This is a genomic window from Bacteroides sp. 90-K9/2 (assembly GCF_047310725.1).
Taxonomy (GTDB): Bacteria; Bacteroidota; Bacteroidia; order Bacteroidales; family Bacteroidaceae; genus Bacteroides; species Bacteroides vicugnae.
Genome location: NZ_JBCGVL010000002.1, coordinates 1 through 18,542 on the forward strand (window position 1 = coordinate 1; position 18,542 = coordinate 18,542).

Below are 18,542 nucleotides of genomic sequence, written 5' to 3' on the forward strand. Positions count from 1 at the left end.
GGAGCTGTATGCGGTGAAAGTCGCACGTACAGTTCTTAATGGGGAAAGCGGCAGCAATGCCGCCGACCTACATAACAAACACAATCTAAACTAATCCAGATGAATCAAACACCCGTAAAAGCGATTCTATTACTAATCGCACTCACCCTGTCCTGCCACACTCCACTTTTCTCACAGAGAGATTTTGAGCGACACGAGTTCTCTTTTCACGCGGGCTACGGCGTTATGTTCCATCACCCTCCCACACTCACGTTGAGTACCCACAGTTACCAACGTACACTCGCACAAGGCGTAAGCTGGGATGGACAATATAATTTCCGCCCTCTCAAACGTTTTGTCTTTGGAGGAATCTACTCCGGATTTTCTTCCAAAGGAAGCCATCCGGAAGGGAAGGATCATTTATGGGTTCATTTCATCGGCACTCAAATCGGAATGTGTAATGCCAACACCAAGCATTGGCAAATCCGGGTAACAACCGGTCCCGGTGGAGTCATTCTACGAAACAACAGTGAGGTATTCGGCAAAGCACGAAAAGTGAGAGCCTTTACTATTGGTCTCCTGACCAATGCCAATCTTACCTATAAGCTGAATCCCAATCTGGGAGTCAGTTTAGGAGTACAATATATGTATAGCGAACTACTCAGAATGAGAACCCACTATCATGGAGAAAAGGTTATTGTAAAACTCGATGGCAATGCTGATGCTGACCTCACACGAATAAATATCACTTCGGGATTATCCTATTATTTCTAACATTCACTAAAAAAAGCACTATGAAGAAATATATACTTATTCTTTTCTCCATCATCAGCTTTTGGAGCTGTACGGAAGACGAATCGATCGACATCACAGTTTTACCTCCTGCCACCACTACAGGTGCCAACACCTTTGGCTGTCTGATGGACGGATGGATTTATGTGGGAGGACGATACCTGAATTGGGGGCACTCGTATGTCTGGACGTATGATTCATTCCACTACTATCCGGAGGAGGACAAACTATCCGTCAATGTTTCCGTCAAACCTGACATCAACATACACTTCACTATTTTATCCCCCAAAGAAGGCAAAGAGTCAACAATCACCGATATACGGTTCAGAGGAGAAGAACTGGAAGACGGAACAGCTTTTATAAGCCATTTCGACCCAGAATTGAATATTATCAGTGCAACCTTCGGCAACGGCAAACGTCTGACTAACGGACGTTTTGATATTCATTATACAACACAACAGCAATAACGGCGGCGACAGTAATAACTATTCAGGTTTATTTTCTTCCCCCGCTTTATTGGAAGGATTGTTACTTTTCTGATACTCTTTGGGAGTGGTTGTTTCATTTCCATCCCGTACAGCCATATAGTGCGGCGACATAATTTCAATGCCGGCTTCATTAATTTTATCCTGAATATTCTGATGCAAATCCGAATAAATCTGTGCCATTTTATCTGCCTCCCTGATATATGCATTGATCTGATAGACCGGATACCAGTCGCTTAAAGAGGTTTCCAACACAAACGGACGCGGATCATCTACCACTCCGGGAGTGTTCAATGCAGCATCAATCAGAATCTGATTAACCTGTCGCCAAGGAATATCATAACCGATAGATACTTCCGAGTGAATAATCAGTCCATATTCACGTGCCGAGGTACTATAATTTACCGTATGAGACGACATGATAAATGAGTTAGGTACGGTCACCACCTCATTCTTGGGTGTCCGGATACGGGTAACAAGAGGAGTCTTTTCGATAATATCTCCCGTGGTATCATTCAACTTGATCCGGTCGCCCATCTTGAACGGACGCATATAAGTAATCACCAGTCCGGCTATAATATTACCGATCACCGTACTTGATCCCAATGAAACGATCAATCCGACGAATACCGAAATGCCTTGGAACACACCGGAATCGGAGCCCGGCAGATAAGGATAAATCATCGCAATCATAAATGCATAGAGCAGGAAACGGGCGATATGGAAAGTCGGCATCGCCCAGTCCGGGTAGAATCCGTTGATTTTGAGCCGTCCTGCTTCCACTTCACGCGCCAAATACAGAACGAGACGCACCAGATACTTCACGGCATACCAGATAACGATAATGGTGAACAACTTGGGAACATAGTCGATAATCCCCACAAAAATACCGCGAATCGGATTCCATATATACCCTAACAGTTGATATGCCAGTCCTTCTGTCTGCGGGAAGATGATGAAAATTAACGGTACGCTAAACAGTAGCTGTAATCCCATCAGTATATACCGCCCGATACTGGACAGGAATACTAACAGATTCGCCTGTTTCTGCGCATCCAGCAATTCATATCCCTGAATAGATACCGGTTTTATCTTCGTATCTTTCAGACGTAGGATACGCGCTTTCAGTTTACGGAACAGCCAGTTGGTCAAGCGGAACAGGAAATACTGTCCCACAATCACCAACACAAAATAGAGCACACGCTTTGCCATTCGCCAAAGTCCGTGCTCCGCTTTCATCTCATGCAGTTTGGTAATGACATTCTGCTGTCTTTCTTTAGCCAGTGAGTCACGTGAGACGCCTTCCCACAAAGCATCCTGATCAGTAAGAGAAAGCAGCACTTTGCTGCCGTACATCAAATCGGAAACAATGTCCGAATGATCGATAGAAACAGAATCGGGGCGTAGATTAAAGCGTTTTCCTATTTCTTCAATCGCCGCACCGGTCATTTGAGCACGTTGTTGGGGAGTATATCCTCCACGTTTGGTAAAAAGGTAAAATAAGGTATCGCCGTCCGCCACTACCGGCACTCCTTTAGTGAACTGGCGTAAAGAGTCGATACGCTGTCTCTGCTGGGCATATTTTACGGAGTCGGCGGAAGCCATCTGTAGCTTCATCTGTTCCATTTCCATCCGCATATTCGCCTCGTTGAGCCGGGCTTCTTCCAATGATTTCCGCATATTCGCCAGATGGATAGAATCCGAATCCCGTCTCAAAGGAACATGTCCGTTCGTTATTGTATCTCCGGCAAATATCTTCTTGACAGCCTGTTCCAGCTGTGCTTGCGCCCCGATTGCCAGGAAAGAAAGGAACAACACCAGTAACGACCGCTTTATTTTATTTTTTTCCATACCTTATATTCCTTGATTATAATTAAGGTTAATCAAACTTTTCATTAAAAACAGAGCAAACATACGGATTGTTTTTGACATTACCATTTCCAAATTGATTATCTTTGCCACTAAAAGAGAAAAACCATGAATATATTGCTACTCATCGGGGGATTAATCCTCATTCTTCTAGGAGCTAACGGATTAACAGACGGCGCCGCCTCGGTAGCCAAACGTTTCCGCATTCCTCCCATCGTGATCGGTCTTACCATTGTCGCATTCGGTACTTCCGCCCCTGAACTGACGGTCAGTGTATCTTCTGCCCTCAAAGGCAGTGCGGATATTGCCATAGGCAACGTAGTGGGAAGCAACATTTTCAATACATTGATGATTGTGGGCTGCACGGCATTATTTGCCCCGATAGTCATCACCCGCAATACACTTAGAAAAGAGATACCACTCTGCATACTTTCTTCTATTGTCCTGCTGATCTGTGCCAATGACGTCTTTCTGGATAAAGCTTCAGAAAATATCCTGAACAGGGTAGACGGTTTGCTGTTGCTTTGCTTCTTTGTCATTTTCATGGGCTACACTTTTGCCATTGCCTCCAAGCCTACCACAACGGGAGATGCCGGACACCCGGTCATAGAAGAGGAAACAGAAATCAAATCACTGCCCTGGTGGAAATCCATTCTTTATATCATCGGAGGTCTGGCTGCACTTATTTTTGGAGGTCAGTTGTTTGTCGACGGTGCCACAGGCATCGCCCGCAATCTGGGTGTCAGCGAATCGATTATCGGACTGACTTTGGTGGCGGGAGGTACTTCTCTTCCGGAACTGGCTACGTCTATCGTTGCCGCATTAAAGAAAAATCCGGAGATTGCCATCGGAAATGTAATCGGTAGTAACCTCTTCAATATTTTCTTTGTACTAGGGTGTAGCGCGAGCATCACGCCTCTCCGTCTTAGCGGAATCACCAATTTCGACCTGTTTACGTTAGTAGGTTCCGGTATTCTGCTTTGGTTATTCGGGCTGTTCTTTGCAAAAAGGACCATTACGAGAATTGAAGGAGGAATTATGATACTTTGTTATGTGGCATATACGGTGGTATTGATTTATAATACCTGAAAATAATAAAAGGCTTCCGGCAGTAACACCGGAAGCCTTTTATTCCCATTAGCCAATTAAACTCTGATATTTATTTCACCTCGACAGTCGTCAGTATATTTACACCATATTTTCCATCGGCAGATGTCCACCAAGTAGTATTCCCATTTGCACAACGGATAGCATAACGGGGATTATACTTCAACCGATCTGAACCATCAGGTATCCACAGACCTAGTTTATACTCTCCGGCAGCCATTGAACCGGGTAACTGAACAGCTTGTTCTACAGAATGTGTCAATGGTCTACATAATATATCACCCGGTTGGAAAGGTTGCCAATCCAACGGACTGGCTTCAGTCAGGAGCTCTGTCACTTTTCCTTTATCATCAATCAATACAAAATAAACCGGATGTTCTCCGAAGACGGTGGCGAAACCTCTGTTCACCAGGTTCAGAGTCAGTTGGTTCTCTTTTCCTGCTTGCAGATGATCCGGTAATTGAAGGGATTGCAATTCTATACGATAGCCTAGATGGTCGCGTATATAATCGAACATATTGCGTTTCACTTTCGTTCCGTCCTGTTTCCGGAAATAGCTGTCGGACACAGGCATGAGATGCTGGCGAAGAGAATCTTCCGTTATCATTGTCTTCTTCCAGACAATCATGGAATATTCGGGAGGATTATTCTCATCAAATCTGTTATTAGGATGCTGTTCCTTATAATTATGGATAACGCTCAAGGAAGTATAATGCTGGAGGAACAGACGTCTCGCTGCTTGCAGTCCGTCAATAATCCATCCGGCAGACGGGCTGTCGGGATCGGCTCCTACGCTCCAGAATCCCCAGGGAAGTTCTCCATCTACAACGAGATAAGGAGATTCTGCTACAATCTGATCGAATTTGGCAGTCCCTTCGTGCATGTCGGCATCCCATCTATCAGGTCGTATGACGATAAAATCATCGTGGAATGAAAGCCTTTTATACAGTTCCGGTTTATCTTTCAACAAGTTTTTAAATTCCGGAAGTCTCACCTGCACATTTCTGCCTTCAGGCACTACTGACAGTAATTTTTCCAATACCGCAGCCTTTGTCTCTTCCGAGTTCTCAAGCCCCTGAATAGAGCTATGCCATTCGCCCCATGCTCCAATCATTCCGGCTTGCACCACCAGAATCAAATCTTTATTCTTCTCCAAGAAAGGTTTCAGCTGGTCCAGATGTTCCAGAATCTGTTTGCCGGTGGGGCCAACGGCAGCTCTTCCCATGAAATCTCTTTCATAAGCAAAACGCAATACGGCTTTCTTTCCCTGCTTCTGCAATTCATCAAAATACGCCTGCATGGTCAGGAAGTTTTCCTCCGATAGTTTTTCACCGATTAAATAGGTAAGATAGAAATAGCTTTGAGCCAGCGAAACACTATCCGCCACATATTTTTCCGACAATTCTACCAGCTCTTTTGTAGGGCTATCCTTTTCATGCAGCACATCTACCGCTGTCTCCAGCCGGAATCCTCTTCCGGGATTATAGAGCCCATTCTCACCGTGTAAATCATCGACACAGATTCCGCGAAACTCAACAGTCTGCCGGGAATCACCGCATCCACTTGCCAACAAGGCAAATAAAGCAGCTATTACACTGCCATACATCCAGTTCTTCTTCATAGTAATATGTTGTTTGCCGGCAAATATATAACAAATCGAAACACGACCATCCGTTATCACTCATTTCGCACAGTAAAGTATCAGTTTGGGATAAATAATGCAAAAGTATTGGATAATGCTAAGATTGTATTTGTCCCACGACAGGAATTGCCCTACCTTTGCCTACATCTCAAAAATTAAGGTAATACATGAAAAAACAAAATTGGCTACTCTTACTTTTCATTCTGCTGCTTCCGGCAGAAAATATAATTGCTAAAAAGAAAACAGAAAAAAGCGATAGAGAAATCTGGTGTGAAATTATGTACCGGATGGCGACCCCTGTATTAAAGAATATGAGTGATGGTCTGTTGAAACAGAATATGCTTGTAGAACTAAGTCCGACATGGGATGGTCGCAATAAAGAGGTCACTTACATGGAATGTTTCGGGCGACTAATGGCAGGGGTGGCCCCCTGGCTATCATTACCGGATGATGATACGGCAGAAGGCATACAGCGCAAGCAGCTACGGGAATGGGCTTTGAATAGCTATAAGCAGGCTGTTGACCCTGCAGCACCGGATTATCTGCTGTGGCGTCAGGAAGGACAGACTTTAGTTGATGCAGCGTATATTGCAGAGAGTTTTTTAAGAGGGTACGATGCTTTATGGATGCCTTTAGACAGTGTTACCAAACAACGATATATCAATGAGTTTACCCAGCTCCGACGAGTGGACCCTTCATACAGCAACTGGTTACTGTTCAGCGCAACTGTCGAATCGTTTCTTCGAAAAGCAGGCGCACCCAGCGACACCTATCGTATCAGTTCTTCTTTACGAAAGATAGAAGAATGGTACGTAGGTGACGGCTGGTATTCGGATGGCCCCAACTTCGCATTCGATTATTATAATAGTTTCGTGATACACCCCATGTATATCGAAGCATTGGAAATTATCACCGAAGCCGGCAAACATAAAAAGATATGGAACATGCCCGGCTGTGATTACCACAAAGCGATCACGCGTGCACAGCGATTCGGGGTGATCCTCGAACGACTCATCTCTCCGGAAGGAACACTACCCGTTGTCGGACGTTCCATTACTTACCGCACCGGTTCACTGCAAACACTGGCATTACTCGCCTGGCGCAAATGGCTTCCTGAAGAATTGACAAACGGACAAGTACGTGCCGGCATGACGGCCGTCATCAACCGCATGTTTGGAAATAACCGCAATTTCAATGAGAAAGATTTTCTCACGCTAGGTTTCAACGGTTCCCAACCCGGCATTTCAGACTATTACACCAACAATGGCAGTTTATATATGGCTTCCCTTGCTTTTCTACCGTTAGGCCTTCCTGCCGACGATCCCTTTTGGACAGATGCTTCACAGCCTTGGACTTCGAAAAAGGCATGGGATGGAGAGGATTTTCCGAGAGATCATTCTTATCATGAGGAATAATTGATAATCAGCATTATATAATAGTTTCCAGTCGCACTGGAAACTATTATCCATTACGAATGGAAACTATCATGTAACACAGCTCCTTGTTTTTATTCCTTATAAGTAAGAAAATCAATAAATATCACTTTTTTGTGTTGTGGATGAAACAAGTAAAGAAGAGAACAGTTTAATAGTAGCCAAACCCTTGACTTCTCCTGTTTTATTTCGTATCTTTGAGAAAACAAAAAGAAGAAAAGCAAGATGAGACATATAAATATCAAGACATAAATACGTATTAACAAGCATATATTTCCATATATACAAGAATAGGAATGGGAGAAGATCAGTACTGATTTTCTCCCATTTTGTTTATATAATTCACAAACATTTCTGATATTCATCAAAAATAGTTTCTAATAAACTCGAATACCGTTCTTAATAAACTCTTCAACTATTTATTAAAAACGATATTCGGATTTATTATAGAGCTGTAAATATATTATCTCTATAAAACAGCAGGCTTATTCATATTTAAAGAAGAGAGATCACTATATAGTCAATATTACAGACAAATTCCTCATGGTATTTTCTTTACATATATTAATAGTACATCCTTTTTCTCCAGAAAATCAGCTAGCAAATAAGAAAATCAAAAAACAAATCATGTAGTTTCAAAGGAAATAGAAAAAAAGTATTAGTATCTGCTAATATTATATTTGTCTCCCTTTCAAAATAGTCCTACCTTTGCTTATCGTCAGTTACAACATCTCATTAAACAACGAATAAAACATTAACCCTTTAAATAAAAGTATCATGAATAGACAAAACCTTTTCACTTTATTTGCTACATTCACATTACTCTTCTGTTTCACATATTCTTGTAATGCCAAAGGAAAAGACAAAGCCAAACACGTTGTCTTCATCGGTTTGGACGGCTGGGGTGCATACAGTCTCCCCAAAGCGGATATGCCTAATGTTAAAAAATTAATGGAGGACGGAGCCTATACATTAAAGAAACGCTCCGCACTTCCTTCGTCCAGTGCCATCAACTGGGCTTCCATGTTCATGGGAGCCGGACCGGAACTGCACGGATATACCGAGTGGGGCTCTAAAACTCCGGAACTTCCCTCACGAGTATTAAACCAGCATGGCATTTTCCCAACAGTTTTCCAATTGCTGCGTGATGCTCGTCCTGAAGCAGAAATCGGCTGCTTGTACGAATGGGAGGGGATTAAATATTTGGTAGATACTCTTTCCATGAGCTATCATTATCACGTTGCTGATTGCAACAAAACTCCTAAAGAATTAGGAAATATGGCATCTGCTTATATTAAAGAAAAACAGCCGGCACTGGTTGCTATCTGTTACGATGGTCCCGACCATACCGGTCACACTGAAGGGCATGACACTCCTGCATATTATGAAAAGCTCAAAGAACTGGATACTTATGTCGGCCAAATCGTTCAGGCAGTAAAAGACGCAGGAATCCTGGATGACACCATTTTTATCTTAACTTCCGACCACGGAGGCATCAACAAAGGACACGGAGGAAAAACAATGCAAGAAATGGAAACTCCGTTTATCATTTCCGGAAAGAATATCAAAAAAGGACTTAGATTCGATGACATAAGTATGATGCAATACGATGTAGCTTCTACAATAGCATCTATTTTCAATCTTGAACAACCACAAGTTTGGATTGGCAGACCGATGAAGGCGGTTTTCAAATAATTTTTTGAGATTATAAAAGAGAAGCTAGACACTATTTAGCTTCTCTTTTTACTTTATACAAAATCCAGCAATAGTCGTATATCTCTGATATTATTATATCTGTTTACTACATTCGTTAATATAATCATATTATGCGGCTTTTTCATAAGTCAAAACCTAGTTCTTTTTTACAAGAATAATAAAATAAGATTCTCACTGTTGTTAATTACAAAATAATATTTGTATCAGAATCCATATCCTTTAACCTTCGCCTCTTAATAACATAATAAAAAAGCAATCAAAAGCCACGACATAAGATCCATTAATCGATATACGCTTTCCCATTCTAATAATAACCTATTTATATTCCTCCACTAAAAAAAAGGACAAAAGCATATTTTAATACCACATTACAGAAAAGTATTAGAATAGGATAAAATAATACTTGTCTATCACTATATTATCCCATACTTTTGCATCATCCAATTATTGTTTGAGGTTTCCATGGATCAATCAATAATTGAACAGAGTTTATAATCTAATACAATAAATTATGAGAAGAAAAATTCATTTTCTACTATTCCTTTTTCTTTGCATAACTAGCATTCCACTAGCTGCTCAGAATATTGAAATAAAAGGTATAGTTACAGAAGCTGCAACAAATGAACCTCTACCTGGAGTTACAGTCAGTATTAAAGGAAAGGACACCGGCACAGTAACAGACATGGATGGAAAATATTCCATCAAAACAAACCAAGGAGATATTTTACGATTCTCAGCAATAGGTATGAAACAAATAGAGAGAGCAGTTACATCCGGTGCTCCGATCAACGTCTCAATGGAAGAAGATAATATTGCTCTTGAACAAGTAGTAGTTATCGGTTACGGTACAGTGAAAAAAAGCCATCTTTCGGGAGCTGTAAGTTCGGTTAGTGCCAAAGAGCTTAACGGACAGGTTGCTTCCAATGCTGCAACAGCATTACAAGGAAAGATACCCGGAGTATCAGTGGCAAGTTCCAGCGGTGATCCGAATGGAACGATGACAATTAACGTACGCGGTATCAGTTCATTATCCAACAACAATCCACTGTATGTAATTGATGGTGCATTTGGCGACATCAGCATGGTCGATCCGAATGATATCTCTTCTATCGAGGTATTAAAAGACGCTGCCGCAGCAGCCATCTACGGTTCACGTGCAGCAGGTGGCGTGGTATTGATCACTACGAAAAGCGGCCGTAAAGATATGCCAACCAAATTGGATATCAACTTCTTCACAGGTATCAGCCAAACCCCTAAAACCCTAAAAGTATTTAATGGAGAAGAATACAGTCGTTTCGCACGTTATTATCGTCTGGCGGGCGACGGTTACGGATCAGAAAACGGGGCAACCCCTTTTATCGGTGAGGGTACAGACTGGCAGGATATAATGTTACGCACCGCCATGACCTACAAAGCCAATGCTACAATCAGCGGCGGTTCGAAAAATGGTTCTTACAGTTCATCCGTAAGTTATCTCAACAAAGAGGGTATATTGCGCAATACAGATCATGAGTCTTATAATATCCGCCTGAAGAGCGATTATTCTTTCCTGAACAATCGATTAACCATAGGTGAATCGATGATTGTAAACATGACAAAAGGAAGCGGCTACATTCATCAGGATACAATGTTCGACATCTTCCAGTTCCCCTCCGTTGTACCCGTATATGACCCGACGAATTCAGGGGGCTGGGGTACTTCCAACGATATCAACTTACCCAACCCATTGGCAGAAATGACAGTCAATGATGAGCGAACTGAAACAACCAGAATTTTCCTCAATGCCTATTTGCAAGCGGAAATCATCAAAGGATTAAAATACAAGCTCAACGTAGGTATCAGAAAAGAACATACTAAATGGCGCAAATATACAGATGCATACGATTTAGGTACATTTGGAAAGAATGACAAACCCGACCTGGAAGAAAAATCATCCACCTGGGAATCGTGGGTTTTAGAGAATACTTTGAACTACGACCGTACATTCGGCAAACACAACCTGTCACTTCTCGCCGGTTACTCTGCGCAGAAAGACAAAAGCCACAGCTTATATGGAAAGAATAGCGATATGGCCCAATTCATAGAAACAATGCCGGGCAATGTGGATCCGTCCAACCTGAAAGCATCCAGCAGCCTGAATGAACTGGCATTAGTATCTCTATTCGGACGTGTCATGTATTCATTCGACGACCGCTATCTGTTTTCTGCCTCCATCCGTCGCGACGGTTCGTCACGTTTCAAGAAAGGGCATCAATATGGTGCATTCCCATCCGCTTCCATCGGATGGAACATTAACCGCGAAAAGTTCTTCAAACCGTTGGAAAATGTATTCGACCAATTGAAGTTACGTTTCAGCTACGGTAAACTCGGTAATCAGGAAATGACCAGCTACTATCCTACGCAAAGTGTAGTATCGGATGGAATGAACTATGTATCGAACAATTCACCATGGTTTGGCTCCATGCCTTATGTACAGGCTATTTCACCAGCCAATCTGACATGGGAAAATACAGAAACATATAACATCGGTCTGGATGTCAGCCTGCTGAACGGAAAATTAACTTTCACTGCCGATGCTTATGTGAAAAACACCAATGACGTACTGCTGCCTATTCCCTCGACCGCATCTACCGGTATCAGCGGAAACTCGATCCAGAATGCAGGACAGGTACGAAATAAGGGATTTGAATTTGCCGTGAATTATCGGGGTTCTATCAAAGATAAGTTCACTTATTATATAGGTGCCAATATCGCTGCCGACAAGAATGAAGTAACGAAAATCACATTGGGCGGCCAGAATCTGATGATTTCCGGTTATAGCGCACACGGTGCCGGTGGTCGTGGTATCAATATGTTTGCCGAAGGACATTCCATGTCCTATTTCAACCTGATTGAAACAGACGGTTTGTTCCGTTCGGCAGAAGAGATTGCCAATTACAAGAACAAAGACGGCGAACTCATTCAACCCGGAGCCCAGGTCGGCGATATCCGCTACAAGGACTGGAACGGTGATGGCAAGATTAATACAGACGACCAGCATGATGTAGGAAGCCCTTTCCCCGATTTCACTTTCGGCGTCAGACTGGGTGGTGAGTGGAACAACTTTGACTTCAACCTTTTCTTTGACGGTATGGTAGGTAACAAAATCTATAATTATCCGCGTTATCGCCTGGAATCAGGAAACTTCAACGGAAATATGAGCACTGTATTGGCAAACTCGTGGAGACCGGACAATCAGAACACCGATATTCCACGCTTCTCTAAAACAGATGGTGCAGACAACAAATGGGCATACTCCGACAGATGGCTTGAGAATGGTTCATATATGCGTCTGAAAACATTGGATATCGGCTATACATTGCCCAAAAACCTGACCAAAAAAGTCAAACTTGAGAATGTAAGAATATACACTTCAATGGAAAATCTATTCACACTGACCAAATATTCGGGTTATACTCCGGATTTGGGTGAAAGTACTGTTGCCGGTGTTGACTACAACGTATTCTCAAGAGGTATCGACCAGGGACGTTATCCATTGCCCCGCACCATCTCATTCGGAATACAAGTTAACCTATAATGCCTTAAATTAATATTAAACATTAAAAGTCTATAAACATGAAAAGAAATTGGTTATCATATATGTGCATGGCAGCTCTTCTTTCCGGAGCACTGACATCGTGCAACGAATCCAGCTTTTTGAATCTGTCGGACCCTAACCATTTCACTGAAAGCAACTTCTGGAAAGATAAAGCAGATGCGGAAAGTGCTTTGGCAGCCGCCTATTCCCCTATAAAAGGAGCCATGTACGGATACTTCGGCGCATTCGACGGTTGGCTGAACCTCAACGGTCGCGGCGACGATATCTTCACCATCAAAGGAGAAGAAGTTCCCATGTGGAATATTGCAAACTTCCTGAATTCACCGTCCACCGGCAACGATCCTTATGGAGCGCTTTATTCGGGTATCCAACGTGCCAATATCGTATTACGCTATATCGACCAGGTACCGGCTTCGGGCATTACGGAAGAAGATCGTTCGATGATTAAGGGCGAAGCGCTCTTTCTGCGCGGCTATCAATATTTTCTGTTAGTCAACAACTACAAAGAAGTCCCTTTGCGACTGATACCGTCTAACGAAGATGAAACCAACAAAGGGCCTGCCACTGAAGCAGCATTATGGACACAAGTGGAAGAAGATCTGGGTAACGCTATCAAATGCAATCTGCCCGTAGAACGCACCACTGCCAAAGAGCGGGTTACCAAAGGCGCTGCTATCGCAATGTTGGGTAAAGTATATGCCACCCAACATAAATATCCGGAAGCCAAGCAATTATTAGGAACATTATTAAAAGCTCCTTATTCTTATGAGTTAGTTGACAACTTCGGTAAGAACTTCACAAATGAAGATGAGTTCAATAAAGAATCCGTGTATGAAATAGCATACAGTCCCGACGGAGAATACTCATGGAGCAACGAAAGTGGAATCTGTCTGGGTTGCTATATACCACAGTTTATCGGTCCGGTAAAATCCGGCGGATGGGCCAAACTGATGCCGAGCTCTTTCATCGTAGGAGAATTCACCAAAGAAACTCGCCCGAGCGATGCAGATACCAAGTTTGACAAACGTATGTATGCCAGTCTTTTCTTTGATGCAGCCAACTACGGCGACAAAGTACCCAACGAAAAATGGTATGGAAACAATTACTCGATGGACGAGCTTTGGGAAGGTAATGAGGGTAAAATGGCAGGAGGAGCTCCCAGCTTCAATGTCAACGGAACGGCAGGTAAATTCTTAATCAAGAAAAATACCGCATACTATGTGGATGATAAAGCACCGGATAATATGGGTAATAAGGAAGGAAGGTCCAGCAACTTACGTGTGATGCGTTTTGCGGAAGTCTTGCTGCTTTATGCCGAGGCATGTGCCAAAACCAATGATCCGGACGGTGCCAACTATGCTTTAAAACTAATCCGCAACAGAGCAGGACTTCAGGAAAAGACTTTCGCACAAGAGGAACTTATGACTGAAATCGAACATCAATGTTTATTGGAATTCTTCGGAGAAGGTCACCGTTTTTATGATCTCAAGCGTTGGTATTCTGTCAGCGAAATTCAATTGATTTTCAAGGCCAACGGGAAGCAGGGTGCAGAAAATTTTCAGGAAAAGCACCTTTACTATCCTATACCGACAAGTGAATTGAACAATAATACTGCCATGGTGCAAACCAGTCTATGGAAATAATGTCCAGACAAGATTAACTTAATAAAGAAACAATATGAAAAAGATATATTCATTATTATTCGTATCCCTCTTCCTATTTCTAGAATACTCTTGTGACGACGGAAGTCTGAGTCACAGTGATGTCTACATTCCTGATCCGGTAGAAGAAACCGATGAAGATGACGGATTCTCTGCCGAACCAACCACCGAAGCTGTCATCAAAATGCAGTTCGGGGATGGACATGAGCATCAGATTATTGATGGTTTCGGATGTGCTTTTGCCGAATGGTCACACCGCATCTGGAATAATATGATGCGTGAAGACGTAGTGGACGATCTGTTTGGCGAAAATGGTTTAAAACTGAACATATTCCGGGGAGAAGTATTTCCACACTATCAGAATCCTGTCACCAACGTTATCGACTTCGGCATTAACCGCACATTCAATCTGGCAGCCAATGATCCGTCTATGATTAATGATTACTGGAGAGACTTTAATGGTTCAGGATGCGGCGAACAGGTACAGTTGGGGCAAATGTGGTTAGTGGACATTCTCCAGAGGAAATACAAAAATGTAAAGTTCATGTTTTCCACATGGAGTCCTCCCGGAACGATGAAATCTAACGGTAAGCCTTCCGGCGGTAGTTTGAAATCCGGTTCGGAAGATGCATTCGCTGATTATCTGATAGACTTCATCAAAGCATATACAGAGAAATTCGGAATCAAGATTTACGCCATTTCACCATCCAATGAGCCGAACAGTAGCGGAACAGGTTGGAATGGATGTAGCTGGAGTTACACCAATCTTGCAAATTTCTGCCAAGATAATCTTCGCCCGGCTTTAGACAAGGCAGGTTATCAGGATATGAAAATTATCTTTGGAGAACACTCATGGTGGAAAGCGGGAGTCACCTTCCTTGAAAACGGTTTGAAGGCTCGCCCCGAATTAGCAAATTCTAATATTATTGCAGCCGCTCATGGATATACTTTAATCGGTAACACTGAATTCGTACAATCACCTCTCTGTGCAGAAAATAACATTCATATATGGAATACAGAGACCAGCTCTACAGACACATACGATCCATCCTGGAAAAATGCAATGCAATGGGCCACTACTTTCCACAATTATCTGGCTGTTTCCAATCTGAATGCATTTGTATGGTGGGCAGGCGCACGTCCTTGTACCAATAATGAAGCACTTATCAGACTGGAAGAGGCACTACCCGGAACAAATTATGAAAGAGCCGCCCGCTATTATAGTTATGGACAGTTCACCAAGTTCATTCCGGAGGGAAGCCGTCGCGTAGACGTAAAAACGATTGCTCCTGAAAATGGTGAAGAAGTTTTCCCTAAAGAACTGTTAATGACAGCTTATGTTAAAGACGACACTTATACGATCGTATTAGTGAATAACTCTACAAGCAAAGCTTTCGAAACTAAACTGGAGATTGAGGGAAAAGAATTCCAGACAATGATTTCATATACGTCAGACGAGGGTGTAAAATGGCAGCGTAAGAAAGTAAACCCGTCTCTTAGCGGATTGCGCGCCATCACTGTTCCCAAATTTAGCGTTGTAACCATCACCGGTAAAATGAAAGACATTGGAGCTGAATAATCATCCTAAATAAACAATGAATATCATGAAAAGAAATCTATTATATTTAGCAGGATTCCTGCTTGCAGCCGCTACTATTTTCTCCGGCTGTAACGATGAAGATCCCTCCTATCACAATCTCGTGACAGATACACAGGAGCTGATAATTAATTTTGATGAAGCACCACAAGGAACGATTCAGGTGCTTCAGGGAAATGGCAACTACAAGATAGTCAGTTCTAATGAAGAAGTAGCCACTGCCGTTGCCGAAGGAAATATGATTAAAGTGACAGCCTTGAAAGCGGGCATCACTAATCTGACAATCACCGACTGGGCACAAATGAGTACCAATGTAAAAGTTATAGTAGATCAGTTAAGTGAGCTAGTTCTGGCTGTTTCATCCACTAAAATGTATCTGGGTGAAAATAAAGTGATTAACATACATACAGGAAATAGAGGATACAAAGTGACAGTCGATAAAGAATCCATAGCCAAAGCTACGGTGGATGAAGAGGGACATATCCAAGTGGAATCCCTGGCACCGGGCATTGCGACCGTGACAGTTACCGACAGACTGAATAAGACTGCTGAACTTTCTGTGAAAGTAGTCAAACAACTAATGCTCGACAACAGTGAAGAAATTGCTTATCTGACTATTGGTGAACCTCTGATTCTCAAGATTCTGGACGGTAACGGAGAATATACCTGTGTCAATAATGGCTCTGCCACTTATCTGAAATGTACAATGGCGGAGAATGGAACGGATGTCGTAGTCGAAGGTCTTAAAAGATACCGTTTCAACAAGACGATAACTATCAGTGACCAGGAAGGGGAATCAATCAGCATCAATGTGGTATATATCGACGACCCTTATCTGACAAACCCGTCTTATCGCTACTTTATAGCCGGTTCTGCTTCTTACCAAAGCCTATCTACCTCAGCAGTAGGCACAGTAACTCACGCAGCAGAGTTCAACATGTCCGAACTGGTTATAAAAGGAACAGGAACGTATGCCAGCGGTTTTGCCATCCAATTTACAGGAGACTTGACAGTGGGCGATAAGAGCAACGCTGTACTGTATAAGGTGACAAGAAATGCAATAGATAAAAGTGTGAAATATCCGGCAGAAAATTGCCGTATCGATAAAGTTGAAAACGACTGGTATTGGGTTAGTTTTACGGAACCGAACTGTACAGCTCGTTCGTATTTTATAACTAAACAATAATTTGTAAACTTGACGCATGTATTTTAAAAGTACCCCCATACTTTTGAAGTGACAAACATAAAAAGAGACTGTTCTTGCAACACAGTATATCCCTTGTATCTGTCTGTATTGTGGTCAGTCTCTTTTTATTAATTTTGAATAGATATGAATAGATATGATAACAGATTACGTGTTCTTATGGAAGAATACGAAACGCTCATCTCACGTGAAAATGAAAAGATACTGCCAGGCAATGGAATATTCGAACGCTATAAATATCCCATATTAACGGCTGCCCATACTCCACTGGAATGGAGATACGACTTCAACCCCGAGACAAATCCATATTTTATGGAACGCTTCGGCATTAATGCCGTATTCAATGCAGGAGCAATCAAGTTCAATGAGAAATATCTTGTAATGGGACGGGTAGAGGGGTATGATCGCAAATCATTCTTTGCCATTGCCGAAAGCCCTAACGGTATTGATCGTTTCCACTTCTGGGAGTATCCGGTTCAACTCCCGGATTTATATCCCGAAGAAACGAATGTATATGATATGCGCTTGACAGCCCATGAGGACGGCTGGATTTATGGAATTTTCTGCAGCGAAAGTCTTGATCCCAACGCTGCGCCGGGTGATCTGTCTTCTGCCGTAGCCAAAGCGGGTATCATACGTACCAAAGATTTAAAGAACTGGGAACGTCTCCCTAATTTGATTTCCCAAAGTCAGCAGCGCAATGTCGTACTGCATCCGGAATTTGTAAATGGCAAATATGCTTTATATACCCGTCCGCAGGATAACTTTATCAACGCCGGTAACGGCGGAGGTATCGGCTGGGCACTGATAGACGACATCACCCATGCAGAAATAAAAGAAGAAACCATTATAAACCACCGTCATTATCACACCATCAAAGAGGTGAAAAACGGTGAAGGGCCTCATCCCATCAAAACTTCCCAAGGATGGTTGCACCTGGCTCACGGAGTCCGTGCATGCGCCGCCGGTCTGCGCTATGTGCTCTATCTGTACATGACTTCTTTGGAAGATCCGACAAAGATCATTGCCGAACCGGGTGGTTTCTTACTGGCACCCATGGGAGAAGAAAGGATAGGAGATGTATCCAATGTACTTTTCTCTAATGGATGGATTGCTGATGAAAATGGAACAGTGTATATCTATTATGCCTCTTCCGATACTCGTATGCATGTGGCAACTTCTACAATCGACAGACTGATAGACTATTGCTTCCACACACCTGCGGACGGTTTCCGTTCCGCTGCTTCTGTGAAGAACATTTGTAAGTCCGTAGAAGCCAACAAACTGATCCTGGCAGAACAGTTTCATTTTTAAGGTATTCAGGCACAAAGCGCAAAACTGCCGGTTTTATTGCTTAAAACCGGCAGTTTTGCATTCTCCTCTTTATATAGAACTACTTCCACCCGCATCTCCGCATCTATCACTGAATATGTCAATACAAAAAGAAAACTCCGGTGAT

General features: G+C 42.6%; 12 protein-coding genes. 10 read left to right on the forward strand and 2 right to left on the reverse strand.

What is annotated here, in order from left to right; translation table 11 throughout:
- The first annotated feature begins 99 nt into the window (after positions 1-99).
- Positions 100-753 carry a hypothetical protein gene (locus tag AAHJ11_RS07735; protein WP_413579279.1) on the forward strand — a complete coding sequence of 218 codons (654 nt, stop codon included), beginning with the start codon at positions 100-102 and terminating at the stop codon, positions 751-753.
- A 20-nt stretch (positions 754-773) separates the two neighbouring features.
- A complete protein-coding gene (locus AAHJ11_RS07740) occupies positions 774-1,238 on the forward strand; it encodes a hypothetical protein (protein ID WP_234133127.1) in 465 nt (154 codons plus the stop codon).
- A gap of 18 nt (positions 1,239-1,256) precedes the next feature.
- Here AAHJ11_RS07740 and AAHJ11_RS07745 read toward each other — a convergent pair whose 3' ends face one another.
- Positions 1,257-3,107, reverse strand: coding sequence for a mechanosensitive ion channel family protein (locus AAHJ11_RS07745; RefSeq protein ID WP_413579281.1), 1,851 nt, complete (start codon positions 3,105-3,107; stop codon positions 1,257-1,259).
- A 126-nt stretch (positions 3,108-3,233) separates the two neighbouring features.
- Between AAHJ11_RS07745 and AAHJ11_RS07750 the strand changes: the two genes are divergently transcribed.
- Positions 3,234-4,214 (forward strand): calcium/sodium antiporter, encoded by a 981-nt coding sequence (locus AAHJ11_RS07750; RefSeq protein ID WP_413579283.1) that lies wholly within the window; start codon positions 3,234-3,236, stop codon positions 4,212-4,214.
- A 70-nt stretch (positions 4,215-4,284) separates the two neighbouring features.
- Here the strand turns inward: AAHJ11_RS07750 and AAHJ11_RS07755 are convergent, their stop codons facing one another.
- On the reverse strand, positions 4,285-5,853 hold the full coding sequence (locus AAHJ11_RS07755) for a DUF4832 domain-containing protein (RefSeq protein ID WP_195648802.1): 1,569 nt from the start codon (positions 5,851-5,853) through the stop codon (positions 4,285-4,287).
- A 188-nt stretch (positions 5,854-6,041) separates the two neighbouring features.
- Between AAHJ11_RS07755 and AAHJ11_RS07760 the strand changes: the two genes are divergently transcribed.
- From AAHJ11_RS07760 to AAHJ11_RS07790, 7 genes are all read left to right on the forward strand, one after another.
- Positions 6,042-7,289, forward strand: a complete 1,248-nt coding sequence (locus AAHJ11_RS07760; protein WP_195648801.1) for a DUF2264 domain-containing protein — start codon at positions 6,042-6,044, stop codon at positions 7,287-7,289.
- A 795-nt stretch (positions 7,290-8,084) separates the two neighbouring features.
- On the forward strand, positions 8,085-9,002 hold the full coding sequence (locus tag AAHJ11_RS07765) for an alkaline phosphatase (RefSeq protein WP_413579287.1): 918 nt from the start codon (positions 8,085-8,087) through the stop codon (positions 9,000-9,002).
- Between the two features lie 532 nt (positions 9,003-9,534).
- On the forward strand, positions 9,535-12,600 hold the full coding sequence (locus AAHJ11_RS07770) for a SusC/RagA family TonB-linked outer membrane protein (protein WP_413579288.1): 3,066 nt from the start codon (positions 9,535-9,537) through the stop codon (positions 12,598-12,600).
- 38 nt (positions 12,601-12,638) lie between these two features.
- Positions 12,639-14,264, forward strand: a complete 1,626-nt coding sequence (locus AAHJ11_RS07775; protein ID WP_195648799.1) for a RagB/SusD family nutrient uptake outer membrane protein — start codon at positions 12,639-12,641, stop codon at positions 14,262-14,264.
- A gap of 34 nt (positions 14,265-14,298) precedes the next feature.
- Positions 14,299-15,861, forward strand: a complete 1,563-nt coding sequence (locus tag AAHJ11_RS07780; protein ID WP_413579290.1) for a glycoside hydrolase family 30 protein — start codon at positions 14,299-14,301, stop codon at positions 15,859-15,861.
- Between the two features lie 25 nt (positions 15,862-15,886).
- Positions 15,887-17,065: a hypothetical protein gene (locus AAHJ11_RS07785; RefSeq protein ID WP_413579292.1), complete on the forward strand. Its 1,179-nt coding sequence runs from the start codon at positions 15,887-15,889 to the stop codon at positions 17,063-17,065.
- A 144-nt stretch (positions 17,066-17,209) separates the two neighbouring features.
- Entirely contained in the window at positions 17,210-18,397 is a 1,188-nt protein-coding gene (locus AAHJ11_RS07790) for a glycosidase (protein ID WP_148366822.1), read from the forward strand.
- Positions 18,398-18,542: the final 145 nt, after the last annotated feature.